This window comes from Ruegeria sp. BB7 (assembly GCF_056539365.1).
On the sequence record NZ_JBQFUV010000013.1, the window covers coordinates 22,004 to 46,090 of the forward strand.

The 24,087-nt window shown below is 55.0% G+C and carries 21 protein-coding genes; 11 read left to right on the forward strand and 10 right to left on the reverse strand.

What is annotated here, in order from left to right; genetic code table 11:
• Positions 1-2: 2 nt before the first annotated feature.
• Both ACR0D7_RS16220 and ACR0D7_RS16225 read left to right on the forward strand, forming a co-directional pair.
• Positions 3-1,319 carry an MlaD family protein gene (locus ACR0D7_RS16220; protein ID WP_480679951.1) on the forward strand — a complete coding sequence of 439 codons (1,317 nt, stop codon included), beginning with the start codon at positions 3-5 and terminating at the stop codon, positions 1,317-1,319.
• Entirely contained in the window at positions 1,316-1,966 is a 651-nt protein-coding gene (locus ACR0D7_RS16225) for an ABC-type transport auxiliary lipoprotein family protein (RefSeq protein ID WP_480679952.1), read from the forward strand. Before ACR0D7_RS16220 ends, ACR0D7_RS16225 begins: the two co-directional genes overlap by 4 nt.
• Positions 1,967-2,004: 38 nt before the next feature.
• Here the strand turns inward: ACR0D7_RS16225 and ACR0D7_RS16230 are convergent, their stop codons facing one another.
• From ACR0D7_RS16230 to ACR0D7_RS16240, 3 genes are all read right to left on the reverse strand, one after another.
• Positions 2,005-3,987: a vWA domain-containing protein gene (locus tag ACR0D7_RS16230; protein ID WP_480679953.1), complete on the reverse strand. Its 1,983-nt coding sequence runs from the start codon at positions 3,985-3,987 to the stop codon at positions 2,005-2,007.
• Positions 3,984-4,523, reverse strand: a complete 540-nt coding sequence (locus ACR0D7_RS16235) for an RNA polymerase sigma factor (protein ID WP_480679954.1) — start codon at positions 4,521-4,523, stop codon at positions 3,984-3,986. The genes ACR0D7_RS16230 and ACR0D7_RS16235 overlap by 4 nt, the downstream gene beginning before the upstream one ends.
• A gap of 61 nt (positions 4,524-4,584) precedes the next feature.
• Positions 4,585-6,165, reverse strand: a complete 1,581-nt coding sequence (locus ACR0D7_RS16240) for an FMN-binding glutamate synthase family protein (protein WP_480679955.1) — start codon at positions 6,163-6,165, stop codon at positions 4,585-4,587.
• Between the two features lie 199 nt (positions 6,166-6,364).
• On the opposite strand from ACR0D7_RS16240, the gene ACR0D7_RS16245 reads away from it, so the two are divergent.
• Together ACR0D7_RS16245 and crcB are read left to right on the forward strand one after the other, a co-directional pair.
• Positions 6,365-6,760: a fluoride efflux transporter FluC gene (locus ACR0D7_RS16245; RefSeq protein WP_480679956.1), complete on the forward strand. Its 396-nt coding sequence runs from the start codon at positions 6,365-6,367 to the stop codon at positions 6,758-6,760.
• The gene (crcB, locus tag ACR0D7_RS16250) at positions 6,757-7,119 is read left to right on the forward strand and encodes a fluoride efflux transporter CrcB (protein ID WP_480679957.1); all 363 of its coding nucleotides are present in this window, start codon (positions 6,757-6,759) and stop codon (positions 7,117-7,119) included. Before ACR0D7_RS16245 ends, crcB begins: the two co-directional genes overlap by 4 nt.
• Positions 7,120-7,215: 96 nt before the next feature.
• Here the strand turns inward: crcB and ACR0D7_RS16255 are convergent, their stop codons facing one another.
• Genes ACR0D7_RS16255 through ACR0D7_RS16270 form a run of 4 tightly spaced genes read right to left on the reverse strand, consistent with a single transcriptional unit; the run spans position 7,216 to position 11,108 of the window.
• Positions 7,216-7,542: a cytochrome o ubiquinol oxidase subunit IV gene (locus ACR0D7_RS16255; protein ID WP_170384404.1), complete on the reverse strand. Its 327-nt coding sequence runs from the start codon at positions 7,540-7,542 to the stop codon at positions 7,216-7,218.
• A complete protein-coding gene (locus ACR0D7_RS16260) occupies positions 7,535-8,167 on the reverse strand; it encodes a cytochrome c oxidase subunit 3 (protein ID WP_480679958.1) in 633 nt (210 codons plus the stop codon). The genes ACR0D7_RS16255 and ACR0D7_RS16260 overlap by 8 nt, the downstream gene beginning before the upstream one ends.
• Positions 8,164-10,248, reverse strand: a complete 2,085-nt coding sequence (locus ACR0D7_RS16265; protein WP_480679959.1) for a cbb3-type cytochrome c oxidase subunit I — start codon at positions 10,246-10,248, stop codon at positions 8,164-8,166. Before ACR0D7_RS16265 ends, ACR0D7_RS16260 begins: the two co-directional genes overlap by 4 nt.
• Entirely contained in the window at positions 10,245-11,108 is an 864-nt protein-coding gene (locus tag ACR0D7_RS16270) for a cytochrome ubiquinol oxidase subunit II (RefSeq protein WP_480679960.1), read from the reverse strand. The genes ACR0D7_RS16265 and ACR0D7_RS16270 overlap by 4 nt, the downstream gene beginning before the upstream one ends.
• Positions 11,109-11,394: 286 nt before the next feature.
• On the opposite strand from ACR0D7_RS16270, the gene ACR0D7_RS16275 reads away from it, so the two are divergent.
• The 7 genes from ACR0D7_RS16275 (at position 11,395) to ACR0D7_RS16305 (ending at position 20,849) form a co-directional block, all read left to right on the forward strand.
• Entirely contained in the window at positions 11,395-12,630 is a 1,236-nt protein-coding gene (locus ACR0D7_RS16275) for a lytic murein transglycosylase (RefSeq protein WP_480679994.1), read from the forward strand.
• A 388-nt stretch (positions 12,631-13,018) separates the two neighbouring features.
• Positions 13,019-14,647, forward strand: a complete 1,629-nt coding sequence (locus ACR0D7_RS16280) for a peptide ABC transporter substrate-binding protein (RefSeq protein WP_480679961.1) — start codon at positions 13,019-13,021, stop codon at positions 14,645-14,647.
• Positions 14,648-14,712: 65 nt separating this feature from the next.
• Positions 14,713-15,636 (forward strand): oligopeptide ABC transporter permease OppB, encoded by a 924-nt coding sequence (oppB, locus tag ACR0D7_RS16285; RefSeq protein ID WP_170384393.1) that lies wholly within the window; start codon positions 14,713-14,715, stop codon positions 15,634-15,636.
• A gap of 10 nt (positions 15,637-15,646) precedes the next feature.
• Positions 15,647-16,576: an ABC transporter permease subunit gene (locus ACR0D7_RS16290; protein WP_170574446.1), complete on the forward strand. Its 930-nt coding sequence runs from the start codon at positions 15,647-15,649 to the stop codon at positions 16,574-16,576.
• A 1-nt stretch (position 16,577) separates the two neighbouring features.
• A complete protein-coding gene (locus ACR0D7_RS16295) occupies positions 16,578-18,383 on the forward strand; it encodes an ABC transporter ATP-binding protein (protein WP_480679962.1) in 1,806 nt (601 codons plus the stop codon).
• Positions 18,384-18,686: 303 nt separating this feature from the next.
• Positions 18,687-19,580, forward strand: a complete 894-nt coding sequence (galU, locus tag ACR0D7_RS16300) for a UTP--glucose-1-phosphate uridylyltransferase GalU (protein WP_480679963.1) — start codon at positions 18,687-18,689, stop codon at positions 19,578-19,580.
• Positions 19,581-19,772: 192 nt separating this feature from the next.
• A complete protein-coding gene (locus ACR0D7_RS16305) occupies positions 19,773-20,849 on the forward strand; it encodes a DUF2793 domain-containing protein (protein WP_480679964.1) in 1,077 nt (358 codons plus the stop codon).
• 33 nt (positions 20,850-20,882) lie between these two features.
• Here the strand turns inward: ACR0D7_RS16305 and fcl are convergent, their stop codons facing one another.
• The 3 genes from fcl to ACR0D7_RS16320 all read right to left on the reverse strand — a co-directional run bounded on the left by fcl (position 20,883) and on the right by ACR0D7_RS16320 (position 23,998).
• Positions 20,883-21,860, reverse strand: a complete 978-nt coding sequence (gene fcl, locus ACR0D7_RS16310) for a GDP-L-fucose synthase (protein ID WP_480679965.1) — start codon at positions 21,858-21,860, stop codon at positions 20,883-20,885.
• An 11-nt stretch (positions 21,861-21,871) separates the two neighbouring features.
• Positions 21,872-22,996 carry a GDP-mannose 4,6-dehydratase gene (gene gmd / locus ACR0D7_RS16315; protein ID WP_480679966.1) on the reverse strand — a complete coding sequence of 375 codons (1,125 nt, stop codon included), beginning with the start codon at positions 22,994-22,996 and terminating at the stop codon, positions 21,872-21,874.
• 129 nt (positions 22,997-23,125) lie between these two features.
• On the reverse strand, positions 23,126-23,998 hold the full coding sequence (locus tag ACR0D7_RS16320; protein WP_480679967.1) for a phytanoyl-CoA dioxygenase family protein: 873 nt from the start codon (positions 23,996-23,998) through the stop codon (positions 23,126-23,128).
• Between the last annotated feature and the right edge of the window lie 89 nt (positions 23,999-24,087).

The window sequence follows — 24,087 nt, forward strand, 5'->3', positions numbered from 1 at the left end:
CCATGGAAACCCGAGCGAACTATATCCTGATTGGCGCTTTTACTCTTGCGGGTATCCTTGGGGCGTTCGGATTTTTCCTGTGGCTGGCGAAGTTCGAGATATCGCGGCAATACGCCTATTACGACGTACTTTTCGACAATGTCTCGGGGCTGTCCGCTGCCGGTGGTGTCAGTTTTAATGGTTTGCCGGTCGGACAGGTTATTTCATTGACGCTGGACGATAACGATCCGTCCAAGGTGCGGGTGAAACTAGAGGTCGATGCAGAAATCCCCGTAACTGAAGATACAATAGCGCAATTACAGTCCCTTGGCGTGACGGGAGTGAGCTACGTTGAATTGACCGGTGGGTCCTCAAGCGGCCAAAGGTTGCCGCAAAACAGCGTGATCAAAAGCAAGCGCAGTGCAATACAATCGCTTTTTGAAGGGGCACCGAAAGTACTGGATGAGGCGGTCACGCTGCTGGAGAACCTCAATGCGGTGGTCGATGACAAGAACCGTAAATCCGTCAGCGACATTCTGGAAAACCTAGCTTCGGCATCGGGCCGGTTGGACAAGACATTGTCTGATTTCGAAAACCTGTCTGCGGATCTTGGTGGAGCAGCCAAGAAAATTGGAGACTTCACGGACGGACTGGATACGCTGGTCGCTTCTGCCGAAACGACGCTGAACACAGGCACGGACACGTTGAAGAGCGTGAAGACGGCATCTGAATCTGCCACGGCCACCTTAGACAGCGCCAAAACGGCCATCGAGAACGCTGATCGCGTGATTCAAGACGATGTGAAACCCTTCATCGACCAGGCCTCGACCCTGGCCGAAAACCTGAATGGCTTGACGGATGAGGCCGAAGTCTCACTGGCGACGATTTCCGAAACCTTCGTTAATGCCAATGAAACGCTTGGATCGATCAACGGTGCGATGGAAACAGCGCAGGGCACACTCGCCTCGGCGGAACGCGCTTTTGACTCAGCCAATAAGGTTATTAACGACGATGTCGGCGCGGTGATGGAAGACATCAGCACCGCCGCGAACGAGGTGGCGAGCACGGTGAAAAATGTTACCGAACGACTGGATGATATCTCAGCCGATATCCTCAGCGCGTCGCAATCTGCCTCGGATCTTCTCGGCACCATCGACGGGATCGTTCAGGACAACCGGCGCCAACTGTCAAACTTCCTGCGGGTCGGCTTACCGCAATTCACACGCTTCATAGAAGAGTCGCAACGTCTCGTCATCAGCCTCGATCGGTTGGTGGACAAGGTTGAGCGCGACCCTGCACGTTTCTTACTTGGAACCCAAGCATCGGAGTTTCGCCAATGATCAGGCCTTTCATTTTGGCGCTTACACTCGTGTCGCTGGGTGGCTGCACGGGTCTGGGGACGTTGCGGCAGGCCTCGCAGCCGAATGACCTCTACTTGCTGACACCAAAAAGCACGTTTTCAACGTCGTTGCCGCGTATTCAAAAACAAATCGTGGTGCAGGAACCCACAGCCACTGCGGCGGTCAACACCGACCAGATTGCAGTCCAACCTACGCCGCTGCAGGTCCAGTACCTGCCCCGTGCCCGGTGGGTGGACCGAGCGCCGTTGATCGTTCAGGCCCTGCTGGTTGAAAGCTATGAGAACAGCGGCAAAGTCGCAGCCGTTGGCCGCTCGACTGTGGGTTTGAGGGCGGACTATGTCATCGTGCCAGATCTGCGCGAATTTCAGGGGCTGGTGATCACCAACCCAGATGGGTCGCAAACCATCCGGGTCGAAGTGCGCATGAACATCAAAATCATCGACGAATTCGAGGACAAGATCATCGCTTCGGATTCTTTTCGCGAATACATGATCGCTGACAGTGATCAAACCCCGGACCTGGTCAAGGCGTTCGACGATGCCTTGGGGAAAACCATGCGGGATGCAGTGGAATGGAGTGTGCGGAAAATAAATACCCATGCCGCAAATAACCCTAGACAGTTTTGACATGGGTAAGGGCGTTATCACATAACGGCGCCCCCGCTTTATTTAGCAAGTGTTTCGGCCAGCCGCATCAGTGTGACAGCTTCGGCACGATATCCAAACGGGTCCTCTCCTTTTGCTGAATTGGCCAGCGCAATGGCGTCCTCATAGGACCAAGACCCCAAATAATCCCCGCCGCGCAGCAACTGTCCGAACCCGGCAATCGCGTAAGAGAACTGCACATCCGTAGTCATCTGTCCTTGCCCCTGACGGATCGGTTCTTCAATTAGCTGGCTCTCTTTTGTGCCGGGTAATTTGTAGCGAAGTTTGAAATATCCTATCTCATTTGTGCCTACTGATACCACCTGTTCCGCATAACGCAGCGGACCATTGCGGATAGCGTCCGATCCAACCGGGGTAACTTCGTAGATAGCTGTCACCGAATGACCCGCGCCGATATCGCCTGCATCCACCTTGTCATTCGAAAAATCCTCACGCCGCAGGGCACGGGTTTCATACCCGATCAGGCGATATTCAGCGATCTGGGCCGGATTGAATTCCACCTGTATCTTGACGTCGTTGGCAATAGGAAACAGCGCGCCGGTCAGCTGATCAACCAGCACTTTGCGCGCCTCACCCAGTGTATCGATATAGGCCGCCTGCCCGTTTCCATTCTGCGCCAGCGCTTGCATGGTTGCATCGTCCAGATTGCCCCGACCAAAGCCCAGAACGCTGAGGAACGTGCCACTGTCGCGTTTAACGGCAATGAATTCCTTAAGGGCCTCGGGGTCCGAAAGACCAACGTTGAAATCGCCATCGGTGGCAAGGATCACACGATTGACTTCACCCTCTAAGGCCATGCTTTCCGCCACTTGATAAGCTTGCTGCAACCCGGCCTGTCCAGCTGTGGAGCCACCGGCCTCCAACCGATCTAACGCTGTCAGGATCTTGCTTCGCTCTGACGCTGCAGTCGGTTCCAGAACCTGCCCGGCACTACCTGCGTAAGTGACAATTGAGACCTGATCTTCCGGTCGCAGCTCTGACAACAACAGGCGGAAGGATTGCTTGAGCAGCGGCAGCTTGTCCGCATTCTGCATTGATCCGGACGTGTCGATCAGAAAGACAAGATTCAGCGGCGGGCGGCCTTCGATCTCGGGCAACGCGCCCTGAATTCCGATATGGACCAGTTGTGTGCCATCGTTCCACGGCGTCGGTGTTACGGCTATTGCCGGGCGGAACGGTCTGTCGCCCTCGGGCGCGGGATATTTGTAGGGAAAGTAGTTCACCATCTCTTCAACCCGCACTGCGTCCTTGGCTGGCAAATGCCCACGCATCAGTGAGGACCGGATAATCGAATAAGACGCCGTATCGACATCAATTGAGAAGGTCGACACCGGGTCTTCGCCAGTGACTTTCAATGGGTTAATTTCGGCATTGGCAAAAGCTTCGGTATTTGCTTCCGACACAATACTCAGGTCCGATGGCAGCGGAGCCGGGGCAATTGACGGCGCCGCATCATTCAAGTCTCCACCGGCTATTCCTAACTCTGTGCTGCTATCGGCCTCGGAACCAAAAGAGCGCGTTCTAGTGACCGGTCGCACTGATGACCCCACAGCGCTTTCTTCAACAATCACAGGCGCTTCAATAAGCGGTTCGGGAACAGCACCTTGGGGTACGCCATGTGAAAGCACACTTTCCCGATCCACCACAGGCGTTTTGACCTGCGGTTCAACACGCTTTTCATTCGGCAGGAAAGTCGGGTTTTGAATCTGGTTCCAAGCCTGCGGCAGGACCATCACCAAGGCCACGGCTGCAATCGCGGTTGTCGCGGTCAGAGCGCCGCGATGGGAGAGGACATTCAGCATTGATTTCACTCCTTCTGTCAGGCGGACCATCGGGCCACGCTTGTCAGTCGGACGCTTGCCAAAGCGTGTTCCTTGGGCGCGTAGGAAATTTTTTTGCGCCTGTTCCAGATTTTCCGCTCGACGCCGCGCATTCGGGGCAGGCGTCGCTGCATCCATCAGAGCTTTGAGGTCATCTGTCATTGTGTCAGCTCCTCCTCTCGCAAAGCTCTCAGGCGTTTGCGGATATCAGACATGCGCCATGACACGGTACCCTCGGACAGGCCCAGAACCTCCGCTGCTTGAGCATGGGTCATCTCATCCTCCAGCGTCAGGGCCAGCGTATCTTGCAGTTCTTGCGGCAAAGATCGCATGGCCCTTAGCAACCAATCGACAGCTTCGGCGGTTTCCGCAGCCTCAGCCCTGCGCATTTGCTCCACGTCTCCCCACCCCAATGCTGCACGGCTGTGGCTCGCCTGCCGACGACGTGCATCCTCAGCCGCATTCACAACAACCCGGTAAAGCCATGTTGTGAACTTGGCCTGCGCCCGGAAACCAGCAATTTTGGCAGGCAACACAGCACAGATATCCTGAGTGAGGTCTTCGGCCTGATCCGCCCGCCCCGACAGGCGAAAGGCGAGACGAAAAATCCGATCGTAGTGTCGCGCCAATAGGGACGCAAACGCATCTGCGTCCCCTTTCGCGGCGGCTTTGGCCAGATCCTCATCCGATGTTGTCATACGCATCACGATGGGTATGACGGATCGAAAAGGTCAATCCTTGGCGGTTATTGGCAAAAAGTTAAAAATGATCCGCCGACGCCAATTTCCAGTCCGTTGCGAACTCATCTGGTATCTGGTCCGTCAGCAAAACACCTTTGCCGAGAAAAGTGTAGAGGTCCGCATATGACCGCTCCCGCTCATCCGCAAGGCGTCGGCGAATATCGCCCGGATGCAGCTCTGATACCTTATCCTTGCCCATGGCACCTAAAAGTTCACGGAAACTTTCCAAAGTGGCATCGTGATAGCGATGCACCCTCTTGCGCTTTTGTGGCACGTTTACAGCGCGCCCCCGGATCGGATCCTGCGTTGCAACACCCGACGGGCAGCGGTTCGTGTTACAATGCAGTGCCTGTATGCAACCTACCGCAAACATCATCGCCCGCGCTGCATTGCACATATCCGCACCGAGGGCGAACTTCTCGACCATGTCATAACCTGTCGCCACTTTGCCCGAGCAAATAATCCGGATATCGTCGCGTAGGCCGACTCCGCGAAGGCAGTTGTTGACGAAGATCAGCGCCTCGTTCAGTGGCATACCCAATCGGTTGGTGAATTCTACCGGAGCCGCGCCGGTACCCCCTTCGGCACCATCAATGGTAATGAAATCGGGTTGAATTCCAGTTTCCAACATGGCTTTGCAGATTGCCATGAATTCCGAGGGCCGCCCGATACATAGCTTGAAACCGATGGGCTTGCCGCCAGACATCTCACGCAAATGCTGGACGAAATGCATGAGCCCGGTCGGACCATCAAAGGCCGAATGGACAGGCGGTGAGATGACATCCTGATGCTCTGGCACACCGCGGATTTCGGCGATTTCCTCATCCACTTTGGCCGCGGGCAAAACCCCACCATGGGATGGTTTCGCACCTTGCGAGAGTTTGATTTCGATTGCCTTGACAACGTCCTTTTGCGCCTTTTCGGCGAACAAATCCTTGTCAAACCCACCCTCGGGCGTGCGACAGCCAAAATACCCGGTGCCGATCTGCCAAATGATATCTCCGCCCTCTGCCAAATGGTGCGGAGAAAGACCGCCCTCGCCTGTGTTATGGGCAAAACCACCATCCTTGGCGCCACCGTTCAACGCCCGGATCGCATTGGCGCTCAAGGCACCAAAACTCATGGCGGAAACGTTCAGGCGCGATGCATTGTAGGGCTTAGTGCATTGCGGACCGCCCAACATCACGCGCTCCTCACTTTCCTCTACGTGTTTGGGCGCAAGCGAGTGATTGGCCCTGTGGTAGCCAACTGTCTGAATGTCGTATTGTGTACCAAAGGCTTGGGTGTCCACCTGCCCCTTGGCGCGAGAATAGACCAGACTGCGAATGATGCGGTTATAGGGACGTCCGCTTTCGTTTGTTTCAACGAAATACTGGCGGATTTCCGGGCTGACGAATTCCAGCATGTACCGAAAATGACCCAGAACCGGGTAATTGTTCAGCACGTTATGCTTGGTGGTCAGCATATCGTACAATCCTATCACCGCGTATGGGATCAGGATAACCAGAAGCCAATGGGCCGGAGGCCAGAAAAAGCCCAACAGCACGGCCAACGGCAAACACACATAACTGAGGAAGTAATAGAGTCTGCGTACAATCATTTCGTGCTCTCCTAAAGTGTGGCCGAACCAGGCTTGTGGCAACCGTTGATCAGTTAGACGTTGGGTTGCAAGCTTTTATCTCAACACATCACAGGACAATTATGATTTGTGAAATCGGCCTTAGACCGGGGCACAGTTGAACCTTCGGTTAGCAAAATGTATGCCGAAATACAGATGGAATTGGGCAGAAAGATTGGCCGTGACACAGACCCGACCTGCTGCCCTCATGTTTATCGCCGTCTTTGTGGCTGGCGCTGCTGGGTCGTTGTTGCGAGAGGCGTTCGCGGTCCAAATTTCCGGCGCTCCAATTTTGACGGCAACGTTTGGCATCAATATCATCGCTTGCTTCATCCTCGGCTGGCTCTATGCGGTCAGGCACCGTGTCCATGCTCATGTTCTACATCTTGGGGCGGTCGGGTTCTGCGGTGGGTTGTCGACCTTCTCTTCGTTTGTGGCCGAGTTAGAGCGCATGGCAATGTCGAATATCTGGAGCGCAATCTCGGCAGCAACTCTGGAAATTGCCGTCGGAATCGCCGCCGCTATTTTGGGAGAGGTCATCGGGCGACGGTTTCACGGGCGGGGATTGTCGGGATGAGCGAGCTACACCTGCATGCCATGTTTGGGCTTGGTGGTGGTCTTGGGGCGGTGTTGCGTCACTGGATCGCTTTGCGGGTTCGGCATGACCTTCCCTTTGCGACCCTGATTGTGAATGTTCTGGGCAGCCTGCTGTTGGGCCTTTGGATCGGTTACCTGGGCGGACCTGTCGAAATAGGCGAAGAAGAAAGAAGGCTGGTCTTCGGATTTTGCGGCGGTTTCACCACCTTTTCCAGTTTTGCCTATCAATCGCTAGAATTGCGGCGCGAGCGTACGATTACCCTGGCCGCCGGAAATATCTTGCTGAGCCTGGTCTTGTGCTGGTTCGCTCTTTGGCTGGGTCTATTCCTGATACGTTAGTCGGCGAACAGCGCTTTGGCGCAGACCACTTGACTAATCGCCCTCGCCTCAACACAGGCGTTCTTGGTTTGGGGATAACGCCATTCATGCAATTCACTACATGGGATAGGTGTGCATCCGCACCGCCAGATTTCCCATGATCCAAACGGTTCCGAGAATGATAATCAACAAGACAAGAGTTGAAAAAAGAACCAGATCCAGATCCTCGCGGCTGCTGCGACGACGGTCGATATGGAGAAAGTAAACCAGTTGTACGATCAACTGCGCCAACCCCAGCAATGCGATCGAAAGGTAAACCCCTTTGGTTTCAATGCCGAATTTATAAGCAATCGTGAATACGGCGATTGTCAGCAGCAATGAGCCACCATAGCCAATGATATACCGCCGGCGCTCGCGCCGGTGCATCTCGCTGCGCTTATCCATAGGCCAGGCCTCCGAAATATACGATTGTGATGATGCCAATCCAGATCAGGTCAAGGAAGTGCCAGAACAGCGCCAGCCGAACCATGCGTGACATTAGCAGATCGGTCAGGCCAAAAACCCGCAGCTGAATGCCCAGCACGATCAGCCATAGGCACCCTGCCGCGACATGCAATCCGTGCAGCGGTACTAATCCGTAGAACGCCGACAGAAAGCCACTGCGCTGGGGAATGCCACCCTTTTCGACCATTGCCATGAAATCCCGCATCTCCAGCACCAGAAAGCAGATGCCCAACACCAGCGTCATGCAGAACCAGAAAACGATCCGCCACCGCGGCAGGTTGTATTTCAGCGCCAGCATCGCCAACCCCACGGTCAGGCTGCTGGTGAGCAGAATCATAGTCTGGGCGAAGATGCTTGTGAGGTCGAACAGTTCATGCGGCCCAGGCCCGCCTGCCTGTGCGTCAATCATGGTGATGTAAATGGCAAACATCAGGCCGAAATAGACCAGATCGCTCATCAAAAAGACCCAGAAGCCGAAAGTGACGACTTCGCTGGCCTTGTCCGCACCGGCGTGTCTTCGACCGAGGTTTAGTCCCGGATAGCTATGTGTCGGCGCGCGTTTCATGTCATCGCCTCCAGATCTGGACCGGCAAGGCCGCGATTATCCGTCGCAATTTCGTGGTCACGGTCGACAGGCGTAGAGTCTTGCACCAAATCCAACCAAGCCTCGTGCTGCTTTCGAACCTCCTCGGCTGGGATTGTTTCTTCGGTGTCCAGTCTGAAAGTCCAGCGGATGAAGGCCAGCAACATCAGCACTGTCGTCAACGCCGCCAGCCACCAGATCCACCAAACAAGCGCAAACATCCAGACACCGCTGAGCACACAAAGGACGAACCCAATGGCGGTATTGCGCGGCATCACGATGTCTTCATATTTATCTGGCCTTGGATACGCATCGCCCCGTTCTTTCGCGGCGGCAAAGTCATCCCGGTCAGTGACCTGCGGAATAACGGCAAAATTATAGGCGGGCGGCGGCGCCGGAATCGACCATTCCAGCGTGCGCGCATCCCAGGGATCACCAACCGGAACTTGGGTTTTTTCCCGGTCACGGATACTGGTCCACAATTGGGCGACGACAGAAAGCAGAGCCAATAGGATCACCAGCGCGCCCACAGCCGCAACAATCATATAGGGGTGAAAACTGGGGTCTTCCCAACTGAACGATCGACGCGGCATCCCCATGAGACCAACAAAATAAAGCGGCAGGAAAGTCAGCATGAACCCAATTGTCCACAGCAAAACTGTGACGCGCCCCCAGTATTCGTTCAGGCGGAAGCCGAAAGCTTTGGGAAACCAGTAATTATACCCGGCCAGCAGACCGAATAGCACTCCAGGCAAAAGGACGTTGTGGAAATGCGCCACTAGAAACAGGGTGTTATGCACCTGATAGTCGACCGTAGGATTGGCGAGGATCACACCTGACAGACCACCGATTACAAACAGCATCAAGAAAGCCAAGCCGTACAACATCGGCACGGAAAATCGGATGCGACCACGGTACAAAGTGGCCATCCAATCATAGACCTTCACGCCGGTAGGTATCGCGATCATCATAGTCGCAATACCGAACACCGCATTTATCAGCGCGCTTTGGCCCATGGTGAAGAAATGATGCAGCCAGACGGTGAAGGACAGCACCGCGATGCACATCGTAGCAATCACCAGTGAGTTGTAGCCATAGAGACGCTTGGCTGAGAATGTGGCAAAAATCTCAGAATAGATACCGTATGCGGGCAAGACCAACAGGTAGACCTCGGGGTGACCGAACAACCAAAACAAGTTGGCGTAGTTCATCATGTTGCCGCCCAGATCGTTCGTAAAGAAGTGGAAGCCCAGATATCTATCGGCCGCCAGCATCAGCGCAGCCACACCTAGCGGCGGCATGGCAAAGACGATCAGGATCGAGCTGCTGATTATTGTCCAGCAATACATTGGCAACCGCATGAACTTCATGCCCGGCGCGCGCAGCTTGTAAATAGTTACCGCAAAATTTATCCCGGTCAGCGTCGTACCGATGCCCGAGACCACAATTGCCCAGATCCAGTAGTCCGGCCCCACCCCCGGGTTGAACGCCGCGCCAGTGTAAGGCGGGTATGCGGTCCAGCCGCCGGTTGAGAAATGACCCACCACCAACGACACCATCAACATCATCCCCGCCGATACAGTCAGGCCAAGGCTGATCTGATTCATCACGGGAAAGGCCACGTCCCGCGCGCCGATCATCAAGGGGATTAGAAAGTTCGCGATCCCGAAGACAAACGGAACGGCCACGAAAAAGACCATTATCGTGCCGTGGGTGCTGAACAGCTCTGCGAAATGTTCGGCCTCAAGAAAGCCATCGCCCGGCCCTGCTGCTTGTTGGGCGCGCATGACGACACCTTCCAGCACGCCGCGAGCCAACATGACGATGGCAAAGACGATATACATGATGCCTATCTTCTTGTGGTCTGCGCTGGTGAGCCAGTTGCGCCACAGCGGCGCCCAAAGGCGGAACCACGTAAGCAGCCCGACCACTGCAATTACACCCACAATCACGATGCCCGCTGCAGCGTTGGCCACGATTGCATTTGCATTGGGGTTTTCGATCAGACTCGCAATTGGGAAGGAGTCCCAACTCAGGCGGCCAAAGAAACCAGTGTCGGTCATTGCCCACCCTCCTGCCCGAATTCAGCAGTGCCGGGTTGCTGATCAGCCAATAGTGGTTGCCCGCCGTGATAACGATGCAGAATGGACTGAAACAAGTCGCCTTCCTCCAAAGTGAAATACAACGCGTTTTCGGGCATCTGAGCTGTCCCCAATGCGGCCTGAACTTCGTCCCGATCACTACGCATTGCGAGCGTTCGGTAGGTGTCAGCGTTCAGTGGAATACCATTCGTTCTCACTTCCTCGGTCCAGGCACTGAAATCTTGGGGTTGCATGGCAAGTGTTTGGAATTTTTGCTTGGCAAAACCCCGACCGTTATATTGCGTGTTCTCACCTTGCATCGTCTCGGGCTTATCCGCGACCAGATGCAATTGAGTCGTCATGCCCGGCATCGCGTATATCTGCCCCGCTAAGGCCGGGATCATGAAAGACTGCATGACCGTGTCGGTCGTCAATGTCATGGCAACCTGTTGTTTGACAGGAATACCCAGCTCTCCGACGCTGGCGATGCCAAGATCGGGGTAAATGAACAACCACTTCCAATCCAACCCAACGACCTGCACGTTCAGCGCAGGCGTTTCCCCGAAGGTCGACGCATAGGGATCCAGCCGATGTGTGGCTTTCCACAGGTAGAAGGAAAGCAACGCCACAATTACAACCGGCACACCCCACATGACAAATTCCAGCCGGGCGGAGAAGTCCCATTTGGGGCGGTAAGCAGCGCCGCCCTCTTTTCGGCGGCGGTATCGAAACGCAATCAACGGCACCAGTACCAGCACCGGTATCACTGCAATCAGGATAAGAACGGTTGCCCGCAGTAAATGGGTTTTTTGGACCGCCGCGATTGGACCCTGTGGGTCCATAAAACTGTCACTTGCAACCGCCGTTTGTGTCGAAACGAGCGCAATCGCAGCCGCCATGAGCACAGCAAGTAACACGGAAAAGGGCTTGGAAGAAATCACCTGTAATCGTCCTTGTGCGCGTACGCTTTCGGTCAACTATCGGCAGAGTCACGAATTTTCTCAAGGTTTTTCCGAAACCAACAATTGCCCTACATATTCCCCGGACAATCATAACAGCAAGATTGCGCAACTCACAGCCAATGCCAAGGTTGACTTAATTTCTACAGCGCGCGAGAAATTTTTTGTGATGCGTTGGATCGTTTTTGCCTTCAGCCTTTGCTGTTTTTCGACAGCCTCATTCGCTCAGGATCGCGCCGCGGTTGAGCGGCAATTTCAATCTTGGCTGGAGGATTCAGTGTGGCCGCAAGCCAAAGCCAAGGGAGTTTCGCGGCGCACTATGCGCCGGGCCTTTGAAGGGGTTACACTCAACTGGAAGCTGCCGGACCTGGTGCCCCCGGGCAGCCCTCCGAATGTTCCCAAACAGCAGAAACAGGCAGAGTTCGGATCCCCCGGACGCTACTTTAACGCAGGCTCTGTTCAAGGTGCGACGGCTACAGGTCGACAAATGGCGCGCCGCCATTCGGAAATTCTGGCGCGTGTCGAAACTGAAACGGGGGTGCCCGGACGTATCATTCTGGCCATTTGGGGGCGCGAAAGTGGGTATGGGCAGGTACCTATTCGCCACAATGCTTTTCAGGTACTGGCTACGAAAGGCTTCATGAGCAACCGTGCTGACTATTTCACAAGCGAACTGATTGCCGCGTTGCAAATTGCTGAAGCCGGACACGCAACGCCCGGCGCTTTAAAAAGCAGTTGGGCCGGCGCCTTGGGCCAACCCCAATTTATGCCCTCAAACTTTTTGAACTACGCCACAGATGGCAACGATGACGGGCGCGCAGATATATGGAATTCGCCTGAGGATACCATCGCATCAATTGGGAACTTCCTTAGGGAACACGGCTGGGTCACGGGGCGCGATTGGGGGTTCGAAGTGACCGTTCCAGCCCAAGTTTCTTGCGCATTGGAAGGCCCGGACCGAGGCAAGCTCATCCGAGACTGGGCGGCGATGGGGATTACGCGGGTCTCAGGCAGACCCTTCCCTGAGCATGAATTGCAAGGCGAAGGCTACCTGATGATGCCCGCAGGGCGCAACGGCCCTGCATTCATTGTCACGCCGAATTTCTACGTCCTCAAGGATTACAACAAGAGCGATCTATATGCCCTTTTCGTCGGCCATGTAGGGGATCGTATTCAATACGGTGTGGGAGACTTCAAAGGAAGCTGGGGCAAAGTGGGGAACCTTTACCGTTCAGACATCGCCACTATACAACGGGCATTGGAGCTGCAAGGTCACGATGTCGGCGGGGCAGACGGGCTGCCTGGCTTCAAAACACGCCGGTCAATCGGACGTTGGCAACAGCAGACAGGAAGACCCCCCACCTGCTTCCCTGAGGCCAGCATGAAGGCTGAACTGGTTAGGTAGCGATTCGCCTAAATTCACCACCTCGGTTGGTGTGGCCAAAGGTTAATTTTGGTGACACCTTTCACGAATATGTCAAGAACACCTCAAGTTTCATCATAAAATTTCGAGTGACCTAAGGGCAAATTTCAGAATCCACCTGTGGTTGCCTAAAATTAAGGCTGCTCTTTATCCTTTTTGGAAATAGTGCCACCTTCTTCGCCAGTGGAAGGCGACTTTCGCAAATACGTTCCCGACTGCATACAAAAAGACTGCGACGCGGTGTTCATTGCGATCTGAAAAAGCAAAAATCGAACCAGTCCCGGTCTTGCTCAAGGTCGGACTAACATGATGGTCAACGGCCATCCTGATGGGGTGCGTGTGCCGCGCCCTAAAATGGGAGTAGAACAACATGAACAAATACATTCGAACATCCTTGGCGGGGCTGTTGACCTCGACCATGATCACAGGCGCTGCCTTTGCCGCGGGGACTCATCCGGAAACCGGTGAAGCATTGGCAGATGACCAGACCTTCATTTACCGTATTCTGGACGAGCATAGTTCGGTTGACCCGCAGGTCGTTGAAGATGTAACCGGCGCCGAAATCGTCCGCGACCTGTTCGAAGGTCTGATGAACCAAGACGAAGACGGTAATCTGGTTCCCGGTGTAGCCACGGGTTATACCACCAACGACACCAAAGACGTTTATACCTTTACATTACGCGACGATGCGAAATGGTCGAACGGTGATCCAGTGACCGCAGGTGACTTTGTTTTCGCTTGGAAACGCGCTGTCGATCCCGCCCTGTCCTCGCCCTATGCGTGGTTCATGGAACTGATGTCGATCGAGAACGCATCCGAAATCATTGCAGGCGATATGCCGGTAGATGAACTGGGTGTGACCGCCATCGACGACAAGACCCTTGAGGTCAAACTGAGTGCGCCACTGCCGTATTTCGCGCAGATGACCACGCATTCGACCACGTTCCCTGCCCCGCAGAAAGTTATCGAAGAGTTTGGCGATGCATGGACCAAGCCTGAAAACATCGTCTCGAACGGTGCCTACGTCCTGACCGAGCACCTGCCGCAAGAACGTTCGGTTCGTGAGCGCAACGAGATGTACTGGGACAACGACAACACCATCATCGAAAAAGTTGTGGCACTCGTCATCAACGACGAAAACGTCGCGCTGACCCGATATCTGGCCGGTGAGCTGGATCGCACCGAAGTCCCTGCAGGTCAGTTCCCTCGTCTGCAGAAAGAGCACCCGGAGGAGGCCATAAGCTTCCCGCGCCTGTGCAACTATTATTACACCTTCAACCTGTCCGATGGCGGCCCCGAGGCATTCAAGGACCCGAACGTGCGCCAGGCTCTATCGCTGGCCGTAGATCGTAAGATCATCACGGAAAACATCATGGCTGGTGGTCAGCCGCAAGCGTACACGTTCGCGCCGGAAGCCACTGCCGGGTTTACCGTGCCGGAAGTAGAAATGGCCTCGATGTCTCAGCAAGAGCGGGACGAACTGGCCAAGGAACTGCTGGCCGCTGCAGGCTATGGTCCGGACAACCCGCTGAGCTTTGAGATGGTTTACAACACCTCGGAGGCACACAAGAAGGTCGCCGTGGCACTTAGCCAGATGTGGAAGCAAAAGCTCGGTGTTGACGCCCAGTTGGCGAACATGGAATGGAAGATCTTCCTGGAAGAGCGCGGCAACCAGAACTTTGATCTGGCACGTGGCGCGTGGTGTGGCGACTATAACGAAGCCTCAACCTTCCTGGACCTGCTGCAGTCGGATTCCGGCTATAACGACGGCAAGTACAACAACGCTCGGGTTGATGAGCTGCTTGCGGAAGCCAAAACTGCAGATGACGCAGCGCCCCTGTATACCGAGGTGGAACGGATTATCGCACAAGAGACCCCCGTTATTCCGATCTATCACTATGCTGGCGTCTACATGATGGACAGCGACGTCGGGAACTGGCCGGTCAATAACGTAGAGCAGAACTGGTATTCCAAAAACCTCTACAAGCGCGCCGAGTAATCATCTTTAGACCACGTTCTGCCCCGGAGTTCTCTTCGGGGCAGAACCAATAACGGGGGCATGAAATGCTTGCCTATATCATCCGGCGCCTGCTGGCGGCCGTTCCGACGATCCTGTTACTGATCGTCGCCAGTTTCTTTCTGATGCACTTTGCACCCGGCGGGCCGTTCACGTCCGAACGCCCTCTGCCGCCTGCGGTTCTGGCCAATATCGAGGCCCGCTATGGGCTGGATCAGCCGTTGTGGAAGCAATTGTGGGACTATCTCTACAATATCGTGGTGCATTTCGATTTCGGCCCGTCCTTCAAGTTCAAGGATCGGGATGTAAATGACATCATCGCGCAGGGCTTCCCGATTTCGCTGACATATGGCTCGCTGTCATTCCTGCTTGCGACTACTGTCGGTGTTGGCCTGGGTATCGCCGCCGCAATCAAGCACAACAGCTGGATCGATTATTTCGCCGTAGGTTTGGGGATCGCGGCGCAGGCACTGCCCAACTTCATCATGGGCCCGATCCTGATCCTGACTTTCACACTTTGGCTTGGCTGGCTGCCCGGCGGCGGTTGGAATGGAGGGCAATGGCCCTATCTGATCATGCCCGTGATCGCGCTGGCGACTTCGTATATGGGGTCGATTGCGCGGATCACACGGTCATCGATGCTTGAGGTTCTGAACTCGAACTTCATCCGCACCGCCCGCGCAAAGGGTCTGCCAACCAGAACCGTGATTTGGCGTCATGCGCTGAAGCCAACCCTTCTGCCCGTAGTGTCCTATCTGGGGCCTGTTTTTGTCTACGTTCTAACCGGTTCGGTTTTTGTCGACATCTATTTCTCGACCGGGGGATTGGGGCAGGCCTATGTGGGTTCAGCTCTGTCTCGGGACTATGCCGTGCTGTTGGGAGTCACGATCCTATATGGCGCGCTGACCGTCGTTGTGAACTTGCTGACTGACCTGGCCTATGCCTGGTTCGATCCGAAAATCCGCTACTAAGGGGCTGGCAATGCTTGGAAAATCACAAAAAGCCGCCCAACTGGCTGAAGATGTCACCGATTACACGGTCATTCAGGGGCGCTCACTCTGGCAAGACGCACGGATGCGGTTCGTCCGCAACAAGGCCGCGATGGCCAGTGTCTTCATACTTGGTCTGATCGTTCTGTTTACCATCATCGGTCCATATTTCGCCGTGTGGAGCAACGAAGAGATCGATTGGAACGTCATGGGCGACGTGCGCGGCATGGGGATGCCCTCGGTCGAAACCGGGCACTTTTTCGGTGTCGATGATCTGGGCCGTGATCTCTATAGCCGGGTCATTCAGGCGACAACAACATCGTTATTGGTCGGCCTAATCGGGGCGGCAACCGCCCTTATAGTCGGAACCTGCTATGGCATCGCCGCTGGCTATATCGGCGGTCGCACCGATAGCGTGATGATGCGCTTTGTCGATATCCTGCTGGCAATCCCTGCTACATTGGTCATTATCCTGCTGCTTGTTGTGGCCGGGCGGTCATTCTTCATGCTTTTCATAGCCCTTGGTGCCGTGGGTTGGCTAACAATGGCGCGGATTGTCCGGGGCCAGACCCTGACCCTGAAAAACCGCGAGTTTATCGAGGCCGCGCGCGCCGCCGGTGTCAGTGAGTTCACTATTATGTATCGCCACATTTTGCCCAATCTCCTGGGCGTGGTGATCGTGTATGCCTCGCTTTTGGTGCCCGAAATGATCCTGACCGAAAGCTTCATCTCATTCCTTGGGTTGGGGATTTCGGAACCTTATACCTCGCTGGGGCGTCTGATCGCTGAAGGAGCGGGTACGATGGGTTACGGGACGCTGTGGCAGTTGCTGTTCCCTCTGACTTTCTATGTCGCCATCATCATCACGATGTTCTTCATCGGAGATGGTCTGCGTGACGCTCTGGACCCGAAGGATCGCTGATATGAGCTTGTTTTCCGTAAAGGACCTAAGCGTCCAGTTCGACACTCCCGATGGCGTGGTCGAGGCCGTTAAAGGTATCAGTTTTGACATCAATCCGGGCGAGTGCCTTGGAATCGTCGGCGAAAGCGGGTCGGGCAAAAGCCAGACCTTCATGGCCGCGATGGGGCTGTTGCCGCCCGCTGGCCGGGCATTGGGATCAGCCACGTTGAACGGCAAGGAAATCCTGAACCTGCCTGTGGGCAAACTAAACAAAATCCGCGGATCGGATGTAGGCATGATCTTTCAGGATCCGCTGACTGCTCTGACTCCCCATTTGCGGATCGGTCAGCAAATGCGCGAGGTCCTGCAGGTGCATGAAGGCCTGCAAGGTTCCGCCGCGCGTGCCCGCTGCCTGGAATGGTTGGAGCGTGTGCGTATCCCAGAAGCAAAGCGCCGTCTGGATCAGTATCCGCATGAGTTGTCCGGCGGAATGCGCCAGCGGGTAATGATCGCAATGTCGATGTTGTGTAATCCCAAGCTGCTAATTGCGGACGAACCCACCACCGCGCTGGACGTGACCGTTCAGGCCGACATTCTGGACCTGATGGTGCGCCTGCAGAAGGATGAAGGCACAGCTATTGCCCTGATCACCCATGATATGGGCGTCGTTGCACGAATGTGCGACCGCATTCAGGTCATGCGCTTGGGGCAATTTGTCGAAGCCGGTGACACTCGCGAAATCTTCCGCGCGCCGCAGCACGAATATACGCGCACTCTGCTTGAAGCGATGCCACGCATTGATGCCGGCGATGCCCCTAAAGCTTTGGACAAGGTTGATGAGCCCCTACTTAAAGTCAATGACGTGAAAGTGCACTTCCCGATCCATGTTTCAGGTGGGTTGTTTGGGCGTAAGGTGCCACTGAAGGCCGTCGACGGCGTCAGCTTTGACATCCGCAAGGGTGAGACATTGGGCGTCGTCGGTGAATCCGGATGCGGCAAGTCCACTCTGGCACGTGCCGTTCTGCAACTGATTGAGCCCAGCGGCGGCAATGTCAGTTGGCTGGGTCACCCGATTGTCGGGCTCAGACGCGCCGAACTCAACAAATACCGCAAAGACCTTCAGATCGTATTCCAAGACCCATTGGCCAGCCTTGATCCACGAATGACGATCTCGGCCTCTATCGCCGAGCCGCTGAAGACCTATCGCCCTGATCTGACCGAGCGCGAACGAAAAGGTCTTGTTGCTGAGATGATGGAAAGGGTCGGTCTGAATGCCAACATGATCAACCGATATCCGCATGAATTGTCTGGAGGGCAGAACCAGCGAGTCGGAATTGCGCGAGCAATGATCAATAAGCCCAAACTTATTATCTGTGATGAGGCCGTTTCGGCCCTAGACGTGTCTATTCAGGCTCAAATCGTCGAATTGTTGCGAGAGTTGCAACAAGAGTTCGGACTTTCCATGATCTTCATCAGCCATGACCTTTCAGTGGTGCGCGCTGTGTCGAACCGGATCATGGTGCTTTATCTGGGTCGCATCGTCGAGCTGGGGGATGGGCAGGTTATCTGCTCGAATCCGGTCCACCCCTACACCAAATCCCTGATCTCGGCCGTGCCTATCCCGGACCCGGATGTTGAGCGCAGCCGACAGCGTTTGAAACTGCCTGGGGAATTGCCCTCGCCTATGGACCCCAAAGCCGCACTTCGGTTTCTTCCCAGTCGGTTAGCCGCTGGCGAAAACGAGTATGTTCCAAAGTTGAATGAGGTAAAGCCCGATCATTTTGTGGCCGAACATGACCCGTTGGATGCAATTATGGCCAGCACCTGATGTATGTGCCCCGGAGCCATAATCCGGCTCCGGGGCTATCGCTGAAGAAAAAAGTATATCGAAACAGAACAGAAAAATAACGATATCCGCAGCGGCGCTTGATTGTACGGCAAAGCAAGGCGAAAACCCGCGATGTGTCGGCAGAAATCTCCCGATCATTTTGACTTCTTCCATTACGGATGTCACGATCTTCAAATATATGTTGTAGGGCTGTGTTCGCGTTGATTGTTCGGGCCGCTGAGCCTAAGAGGTCCGCGTCCTACACAGACTGTCGAATATTGGTTTAGATACTTGAGAGGTCAAATGGTACGTAAGGTCACAAAGGCGATCTTCCCCGTTGCGGGGCTCGGCACCCGTTTTTTGCCAGCAACGAAATCGGTCCCAAAAGAGATAATGACCCTGGTTGACCGACCATTGGTGCAATACGCCATCGACGAAGCGCGCGCTGCGGGTATCACTGAATTCATTTTTGTCACATCGCGCGGCAAATCGGCACTTGAAGATTACTTCGACCACAACCTTGTTCTGGAACAGGAGCTTAAGGCCAAAGGCAAAGACAAGCTTCTGGAAACGCTGAACTCGACCAACATGGAAAGCGGCGCAATCGCCTATATCCGCCAGCACAAAGCGCTGGGTCTGGGTCACGCTGTCTGGTGCGCACGTCGCCTGATCGGCGATGAACCATTTGCAGTTATGCTGCCCGATGACGTAATTGCAGCCGACAAACCCTGCCTTCAGCAAATGATAGAAGCCTATGAAGAAACCGGCGGCAACATGGTTGCGGCCATGGAGGTTCCTGCCGACAAAACCAGCTCGTATGGTGTTCTGGACGTAGGTGACAACATCGGGACAGTGGTACGCGCACGCGGCATGGTTGAGAAGCCAAAACCCGATGAGGCGCCTTCAAATCTGGCCGTGATCGGACGCTACGTGTTGGGTCCGTCGGTGCTTTACAATCTGAATCAAAAGAAAAAGGGCAGCGGTGGCGAGATTCAGCTAACCGATGCAATCGCCGAAGATATTGGCAACGGCGTGCCGGTGTTTGGCTACAAGTTCAACGGCCAACGTTTCGATTGTGGCTCAAAAGCTGGCTTTTTGCAGGCCACGGTCGCCTTCGCGCTGGCCCGTGACGACCTGCGTGAGGATCTGAGCCAATACCTGCACGACATCGTGGCAACTGGTCAGGCGGCGCAATAACGAACCGCCCAAAGTATTTGACGTTTTTTGTTCGGCCGAAGCGAAATTCGCCTCGGCCGAAACTCGTTGTGGACGCTGAAGCGTTAGCAAGGGCTTTATGGGGCGTTCGGCCCGGTTAGCAGCGGTTCATCCACCGGACGGCAATGTGGCGCGCAAATCAATTGTCAGACCGACAGCCACAGGAGGACGCCCGTGTCACAGAATTCTCCCCGTTTGAACCTGCCCTATTTGCAACCGTCACAGGCCCAAAAGCACGTCACCCACAATGAAGCCCTACGGCAGCTTGATATTATTACTCAACTCAGTGTGGCTGCGATCAATGCCACGATCCCGCCTGCCGCACCGGATCAAGGAGAGATTCACGCCTTGGGCAACACCCCAACAGGGGATTGGGCCGGCCACGCCGGTTCGCTGGCCGTCTGGCTGGATAACGCCTGGCATTTTGTACTCCCCCGTATTGGTTGGCGCACATGGGATGAAAGTGAGGAGAAATTGCTGGTCTGGGACGGTAATAGCTGGATGCCCCCCCCTGTCGCGACAGAAAACTTGGATGGCGTGGGAATCGCCACAGGGTATGACAGCACCAACCGGCTATCGGTACGATCCCCCGCCACATTACTCAGCCATGATGGTGGCGGGCATCAGTTGAAAATCAACAAAGCCGACGCCAGCGACACTGCATCCTTGCTATTCCAATCCAACTGGACAGGACATGCCGAGATGGGTCTGACTGGCAGTACCGGATTCACCATCAAAGTGTCGCCGGACGGCGGCACATGGACCAACGCGCTGAGCATTGACCCTGCGAGCGGCACCGCGAGCGGTGCGGCGGTCCAGACCAGCGCTGACGACACCACACCCGGCCGCCTGATGCGGGCAGACTACGGCTATGGTCCGGGCAATCTGGTTGGAACTGTCTCGGAAAATATTGGGATACCGACTGGGGCTGTGTTGGAGCGCGGTGCAACTCCCAATGGCGATTACATTCGTTTCGCGGATGGTACGCAGATCTGCACCGTCACACTGCCCGCAACAGGCTGTACCACAAGTGAAGGCGCGTTATTTGCAAGCGACGCGGCGGTCTGGGATTTCCCAGTGGCATTTGCCGCCAGCACAGCCGTTGCCGTCAGTGGCAGCGGCGGCGCCAGCGCGCGGTTCATCGGCTTTGAGGCTCCGGCCGAAACTCAAGTGGCATTCAAGGTACTGTCGACTACAAGCGATGCGACACCACTGCCCCCAACAGCAGTGGCGATTGGCCGCTGGTTCTGAACCGAAAAACTGCCCGGGCTTAGCCCCGGGCGGTTACTTGGCGCGAATATCCGAAGCCGCCTGATCCAAAAACCAGGCATAGGTTTCACGGATACCGTCTTCCAGTCGGACGCGCGCGCGCCACCCCATAGAGGAAAGCCGCGATACATCCATTAGCTTCTGCATAGTACCATCGGGCTTGCTGTCATCCTGAGTAGTTTTCCCGGTGAAGCCGATTGTTTTGGCAACCAATTTTGCCAAGTCCGCAATTGATATATCCTCGCCGCAACCCACATTGATGTGGCTCAGCATCGGCTGGGTATTTGCCTCATACTCATTGCGCGGCAGATCGAGCACATAAAGGGACGCTTCGGCCATGTCGTCCACATGCAGAAACTCACGACGAGGTTTGCCGGTGCCCCAAACTTTCACCTCGTCCAGCGCATCGCGCTTTGCCTCATGAAACCGGCGGATCAGCGCGGGCAACACATGACTGTTTTCCGGGTGAAAATTGTCGCCCGGCCCATACAGATTAGTAGGCATGACCGAACGGTAATCAACACCATACTGCCGGTTATAGCTTTCGCACAGCTTGATCCCTGCGATTTTGGCCACGGCGTAGGGCTCATTTGTCGGTTCCAACACGCCCGTCAATAAAGCATCTTCTCGCATCGGCTGTGGGGCTGCACGCGGATAGATGCAAGAGCTACCCAGTTGTAGCAGGCGCTTTACCCCAGCGGCGAAAGCCTGATGGATCACGTTACATTCAATCATCAGATTGTCGTAAATAAAATCCGCTGGGTAGGTGTTATTGGCGTGGATGCCACCCACTTTGGCCGCGGCCAGAATGACGACATCTGGGCGCTCGGCCTGCATAAAATCTCGGACAGCAACCTGATTGGTCAGATCCAGTTCGGAACGGGATTGTGTGACCAACTCAAGCGCTTCGCCCGCTGCCTGGCGGCTTTGTAGCTGGCGCAAGATGGCGGCGCCAACCATACCGCGGTGGCCTGCTACATAGATTTTACGCATGGCGCTGCTCCTCAGCCATTTTCCATGCTCACAGGCAATTCATAACCATGCTCTTTCAACAGCGCATGCTGTTTGGCGGTATTTAGGTCTTCTAGAACCATCTCGGCGCACATGTCCTGCACGGTCAGCTTAGGTTCCCACCCCAGTTTGGTCTTAGCTTTCGAGGGATCACCCAACAGCGATTCGACCTCAGCCGGGCGGAAGTACTTCGGGTCAATGCGCAAAACCACGTCACCGGGTTTGAGAGCAGGCGCATTGTCACCTTCAATTGACGCGACAGTCGCAATTTCTTCAATGCCTTCGCCAGTGAATTCTAGCGAAATACCCAGCTCGGCTGCAGACCATTCTATGAATTGTCGCACCGAATACTGTTTGCCTGTGGCAATCACGAAATCTTCCGGGTTGTCCTGCTGCAGCATCAGCCACTGCATCCGCACGTAATCCTTCGCATGCCCCCAATCCCGCAAGCTGTCGATATTGCCCATATAAAGACACTGCTCTAGCCCTTGCGCGATATTCGCTAGTCCTCGCGTAATCTTGCGGGTCACAAAGGTTTCGCCTCGGCGCGGGCTTTCGTGATTGAACAAAATACCGTTACAGGCATACATGCCGTAGGCTTCGCGATAGTTCACCGTGATCCAATAGGAATACAGCTTGGCCACCGCATAAGGTGAACGTGGGTGAAAAGGAGTCGTCTCACGCTGCGGCGTTTCCTGAACCAAACCATACAGCTCAGACGTGGACGCCTGATAGAAACGTGTTTTATTTTCCAGCCCCAGAAAGCGGATTGCTTCCAACAACCGCAAGGTGCCAATGGCGTCAACATCCGCAGTGTATTCAGGCGCCTCAAAGCTGACTGCGACATGAGATTGGGCGCCGAGGTTATAAACCTCGTCTGGCTGCACCTCCTGAATGACGCGCGTCAGGTTCGACGTATCGCTCAAATCACCATAGTGCAGGTACAAATTGGGACTGGGATCATGCGGGTCCTGGTAGATATGATCGATACGCTGTGTGTTGAACGACGACGCCCTGCGCTTGATCCCATGAACCTCATAGCCCTTTTCCAACAAAAATTCCGCCAGATAGGAGCCGTCCTGCCCTGTAATGCCGGTAATCAACGCTTTTTTCGTCATTATTTCTTCCCAGGGAATACTGTGCGCATCGTGGTCACCTCAAAACCTTAAGGCGATGCGGAATGCAACCCAAGGCAAAAGACTGCGGTGAGATTGGCAGCTAATTCATTTCCTGGTTAGGCGATGCGATCAAGTCGATCCATACAGCGGTACCGCAACCTGGGCTCCTTCTGCCAAAGCTTTGCTCTGATCGCGGCGCACTTGTTCGTAAAGAGCCAGCGCTTGATCAGAAAAAAGCTGGCTTGGGGGCTCCACGTGCACGAAATTTGAATGCCCGTCCTGCCCACGAGCCATCAGCGCATAATCTCGATCCGCGACCAGCTGTCTTGCATTGGGGTTGAGATAACGGATTGCCAGGCCAATCCTGCGGTCATCCGATCGATTTGGACCGGACCCATGAATTGTCAGACCGTGATGTAAAGACATTTGCCCTGGGGCCAACTCAATATGGGTTTTGTCTTCGTCTGCAACCTCGACCGCAATCTCTTGACCCCGCGACAGCAGGTTGGTTTCAGAATAGGTGTCCTTATGTGGCAGGATCGGGTTCTTGTGGCTGGCGCGCACAAAATCCATACATCCGCTTTTTTCCGTAGCCGGAGATAGCGCTATCCACGCGGTGACCTGATCGGGCGTTTCGCCCATGCCCCAATAGGTCAGGTCCTGATGCATCCCCACCGTATGTTTGGTGTGGGCTTCTTTGATGAAAAACTCGGCTGACCAGATCATGATGTCCGGGCCGAGCACACCTTCGACCAAATCCAGCACCCGCGGATCCAGCGCAATTTTTGCCGCCAGCGGGATCACCAAATGGGCATTCACCCGCTTGTATGTATTGAGCGGCAGAGGCAGGTCCGCTGTAAGCCAATCCTGTTCAAGCTGTTCTAGTTCCAAACGAATATCTGCAGCTTCGTCTTGAGAAAAAACCGTCAGCGGAAAAAGAAATCCGTCCTTCCAGTATTGTTCCGCTTGCGCGTCGGTCAGAGTGGTTGAAGGTTGTGACATGGCGTTTATCTCTGGCTGGTTGCAACCTCAGGATAAGCCAGTATCAAGGCTGCTCAGCGTGTAACCTCTTGCCCGTGAGGATAAGTTGA

Bases quoted from the DNA above. Each gene is read 5' to 3' on its own strand.
- ACR0D7_RS16235 (WP_480679954.1), bottom strand. From the start codon at position 4,523: ATGACAACATCGGATGAGGATCTGGCCAAAGCCGCCGCGAAAGGGGAC.
- ACR0D7_RS16230 (WP_480679953.1), bottom strand. From the start codon at position 3,987: ATGACAGATGACCTCAAAGCTCTGATGGATGCAGCGACGCCTGCCCCG.
- ACR0D7_RS16280 (WP_480679961.1), top strand. From the start codon at position 13,019: ATGAACAAATACATTCGAACATCCTTGGCGGGGCTGTTGACCTCGACC.
- ACR0D7_RS16290 (WP_170574446.1), top strand. From the start codon at position 15,647: ATGCTTGGAAAATCACAAAAAGCCGCCCAACTGGCTGAAGATGTCACC.
- ACR0D7_RS16320 (WP_480679967.1), bottom strand. From the start codon at position 23,998: ATGTCACAACCTTCAACCACTCTGACCGACGCGCAAGCGGAACAATAC.
- fcl (WP_480679965.1), bottom strand. From the start codon at position 21,860: ATGCGTAAAATCTATGTAGCAGGCCACCGCGGTATGGTTGGCGCCGCC.
- ACR0D7_RS16260 (WP_480679958.1), bottom strand. From the start codon at position 8,167: ATGAAACGCGCGCCGACACATAGCTATCCGGGACTAAACCTCGGTCGA.
- ACR0D7_RS16255 (WP_170384404.1), bottom strand. From the start codon at position 7,542: ATGGATAAGCGCAGCGAGATGCACCGGCGCGAGCGCCGGCGGTATATC.
- oppB (WP_170384393.1), top strand. From the start codon at position 14,713: ATGCTTGCCTATATCATCCGGCGCCTGCTGGCGGCCGTTCCGACGATC.
- gmd (WP_480679966.1), bottom strand. From the start codon at position 22,996: ATGACGAAAAAAGCGTTGATTACCGGCATTACAGGGCAGGACGGCTCC.
- ACR0D7_RS16275 (WP_480679994.1), top strand. From the start codon at position 11,395: ATGCGTTGGATCGTTTTTGCCTTCAGCCTTTGCTGTTTTTCGACAGCC.
- crcB (WP_480679957.1), top strand. From the start codon at position 6,757: ATGAGCGAGCTACACCTGCATGCCATGTTTGGGCTTGGTGGTGGTCTT.
- ACR0D7_RS16220 (WP_480679951.1), top strand. From the start codon at position 3: ATGGAAACCCGAGCGAACTATATCCTGATTGGCGCTTTTACTCTTGCG.
- ACR0D7_RS16225 (WP_480679952.1), top strand. From the start codon at position 1,316: ATGATCAGGCCTTTCATTTTGGCGCTTACACTCGTGTCGCTGGGTGGC.
- ACR0D7_RS16265 (WP_480679959.1), bottom strand. From the start codon at position 10,248: ATGACCGACACTGGTTTCTTTGGCCGCCTGAGTTGGGACTCCTTCCCA.
- galU (WP_480679963.1), top strand. From the start codon at position 18,687: ATGGTACGTAAGGTCACAAAGGCGATCTTCCCCGTTGCGGGGCTCGGC.
- ACR0D7_RS16270 (WP_480679960.1), bottom strand. From the start codon at position 11,108: ATGGACCCACAGGGTCCAATCGCGGCGGTCCAAAAAACCCATTTACTG.
- ACR0D7_RS16240 (WP_480679955.1), bottom strand. From the start codon at position 6,165: ATGATTGTACGCAGACTCTATTACTTCCTCAGTTATGTGTGTTTGCCG.
- ACR0D7_RS16295 (WP_480679962.1), top strand. From the start codon at position 16,578: ATGAGCTTGTTTTCCGTAAAGGACCTAAGCGTCCAGTTCGACACTCCC.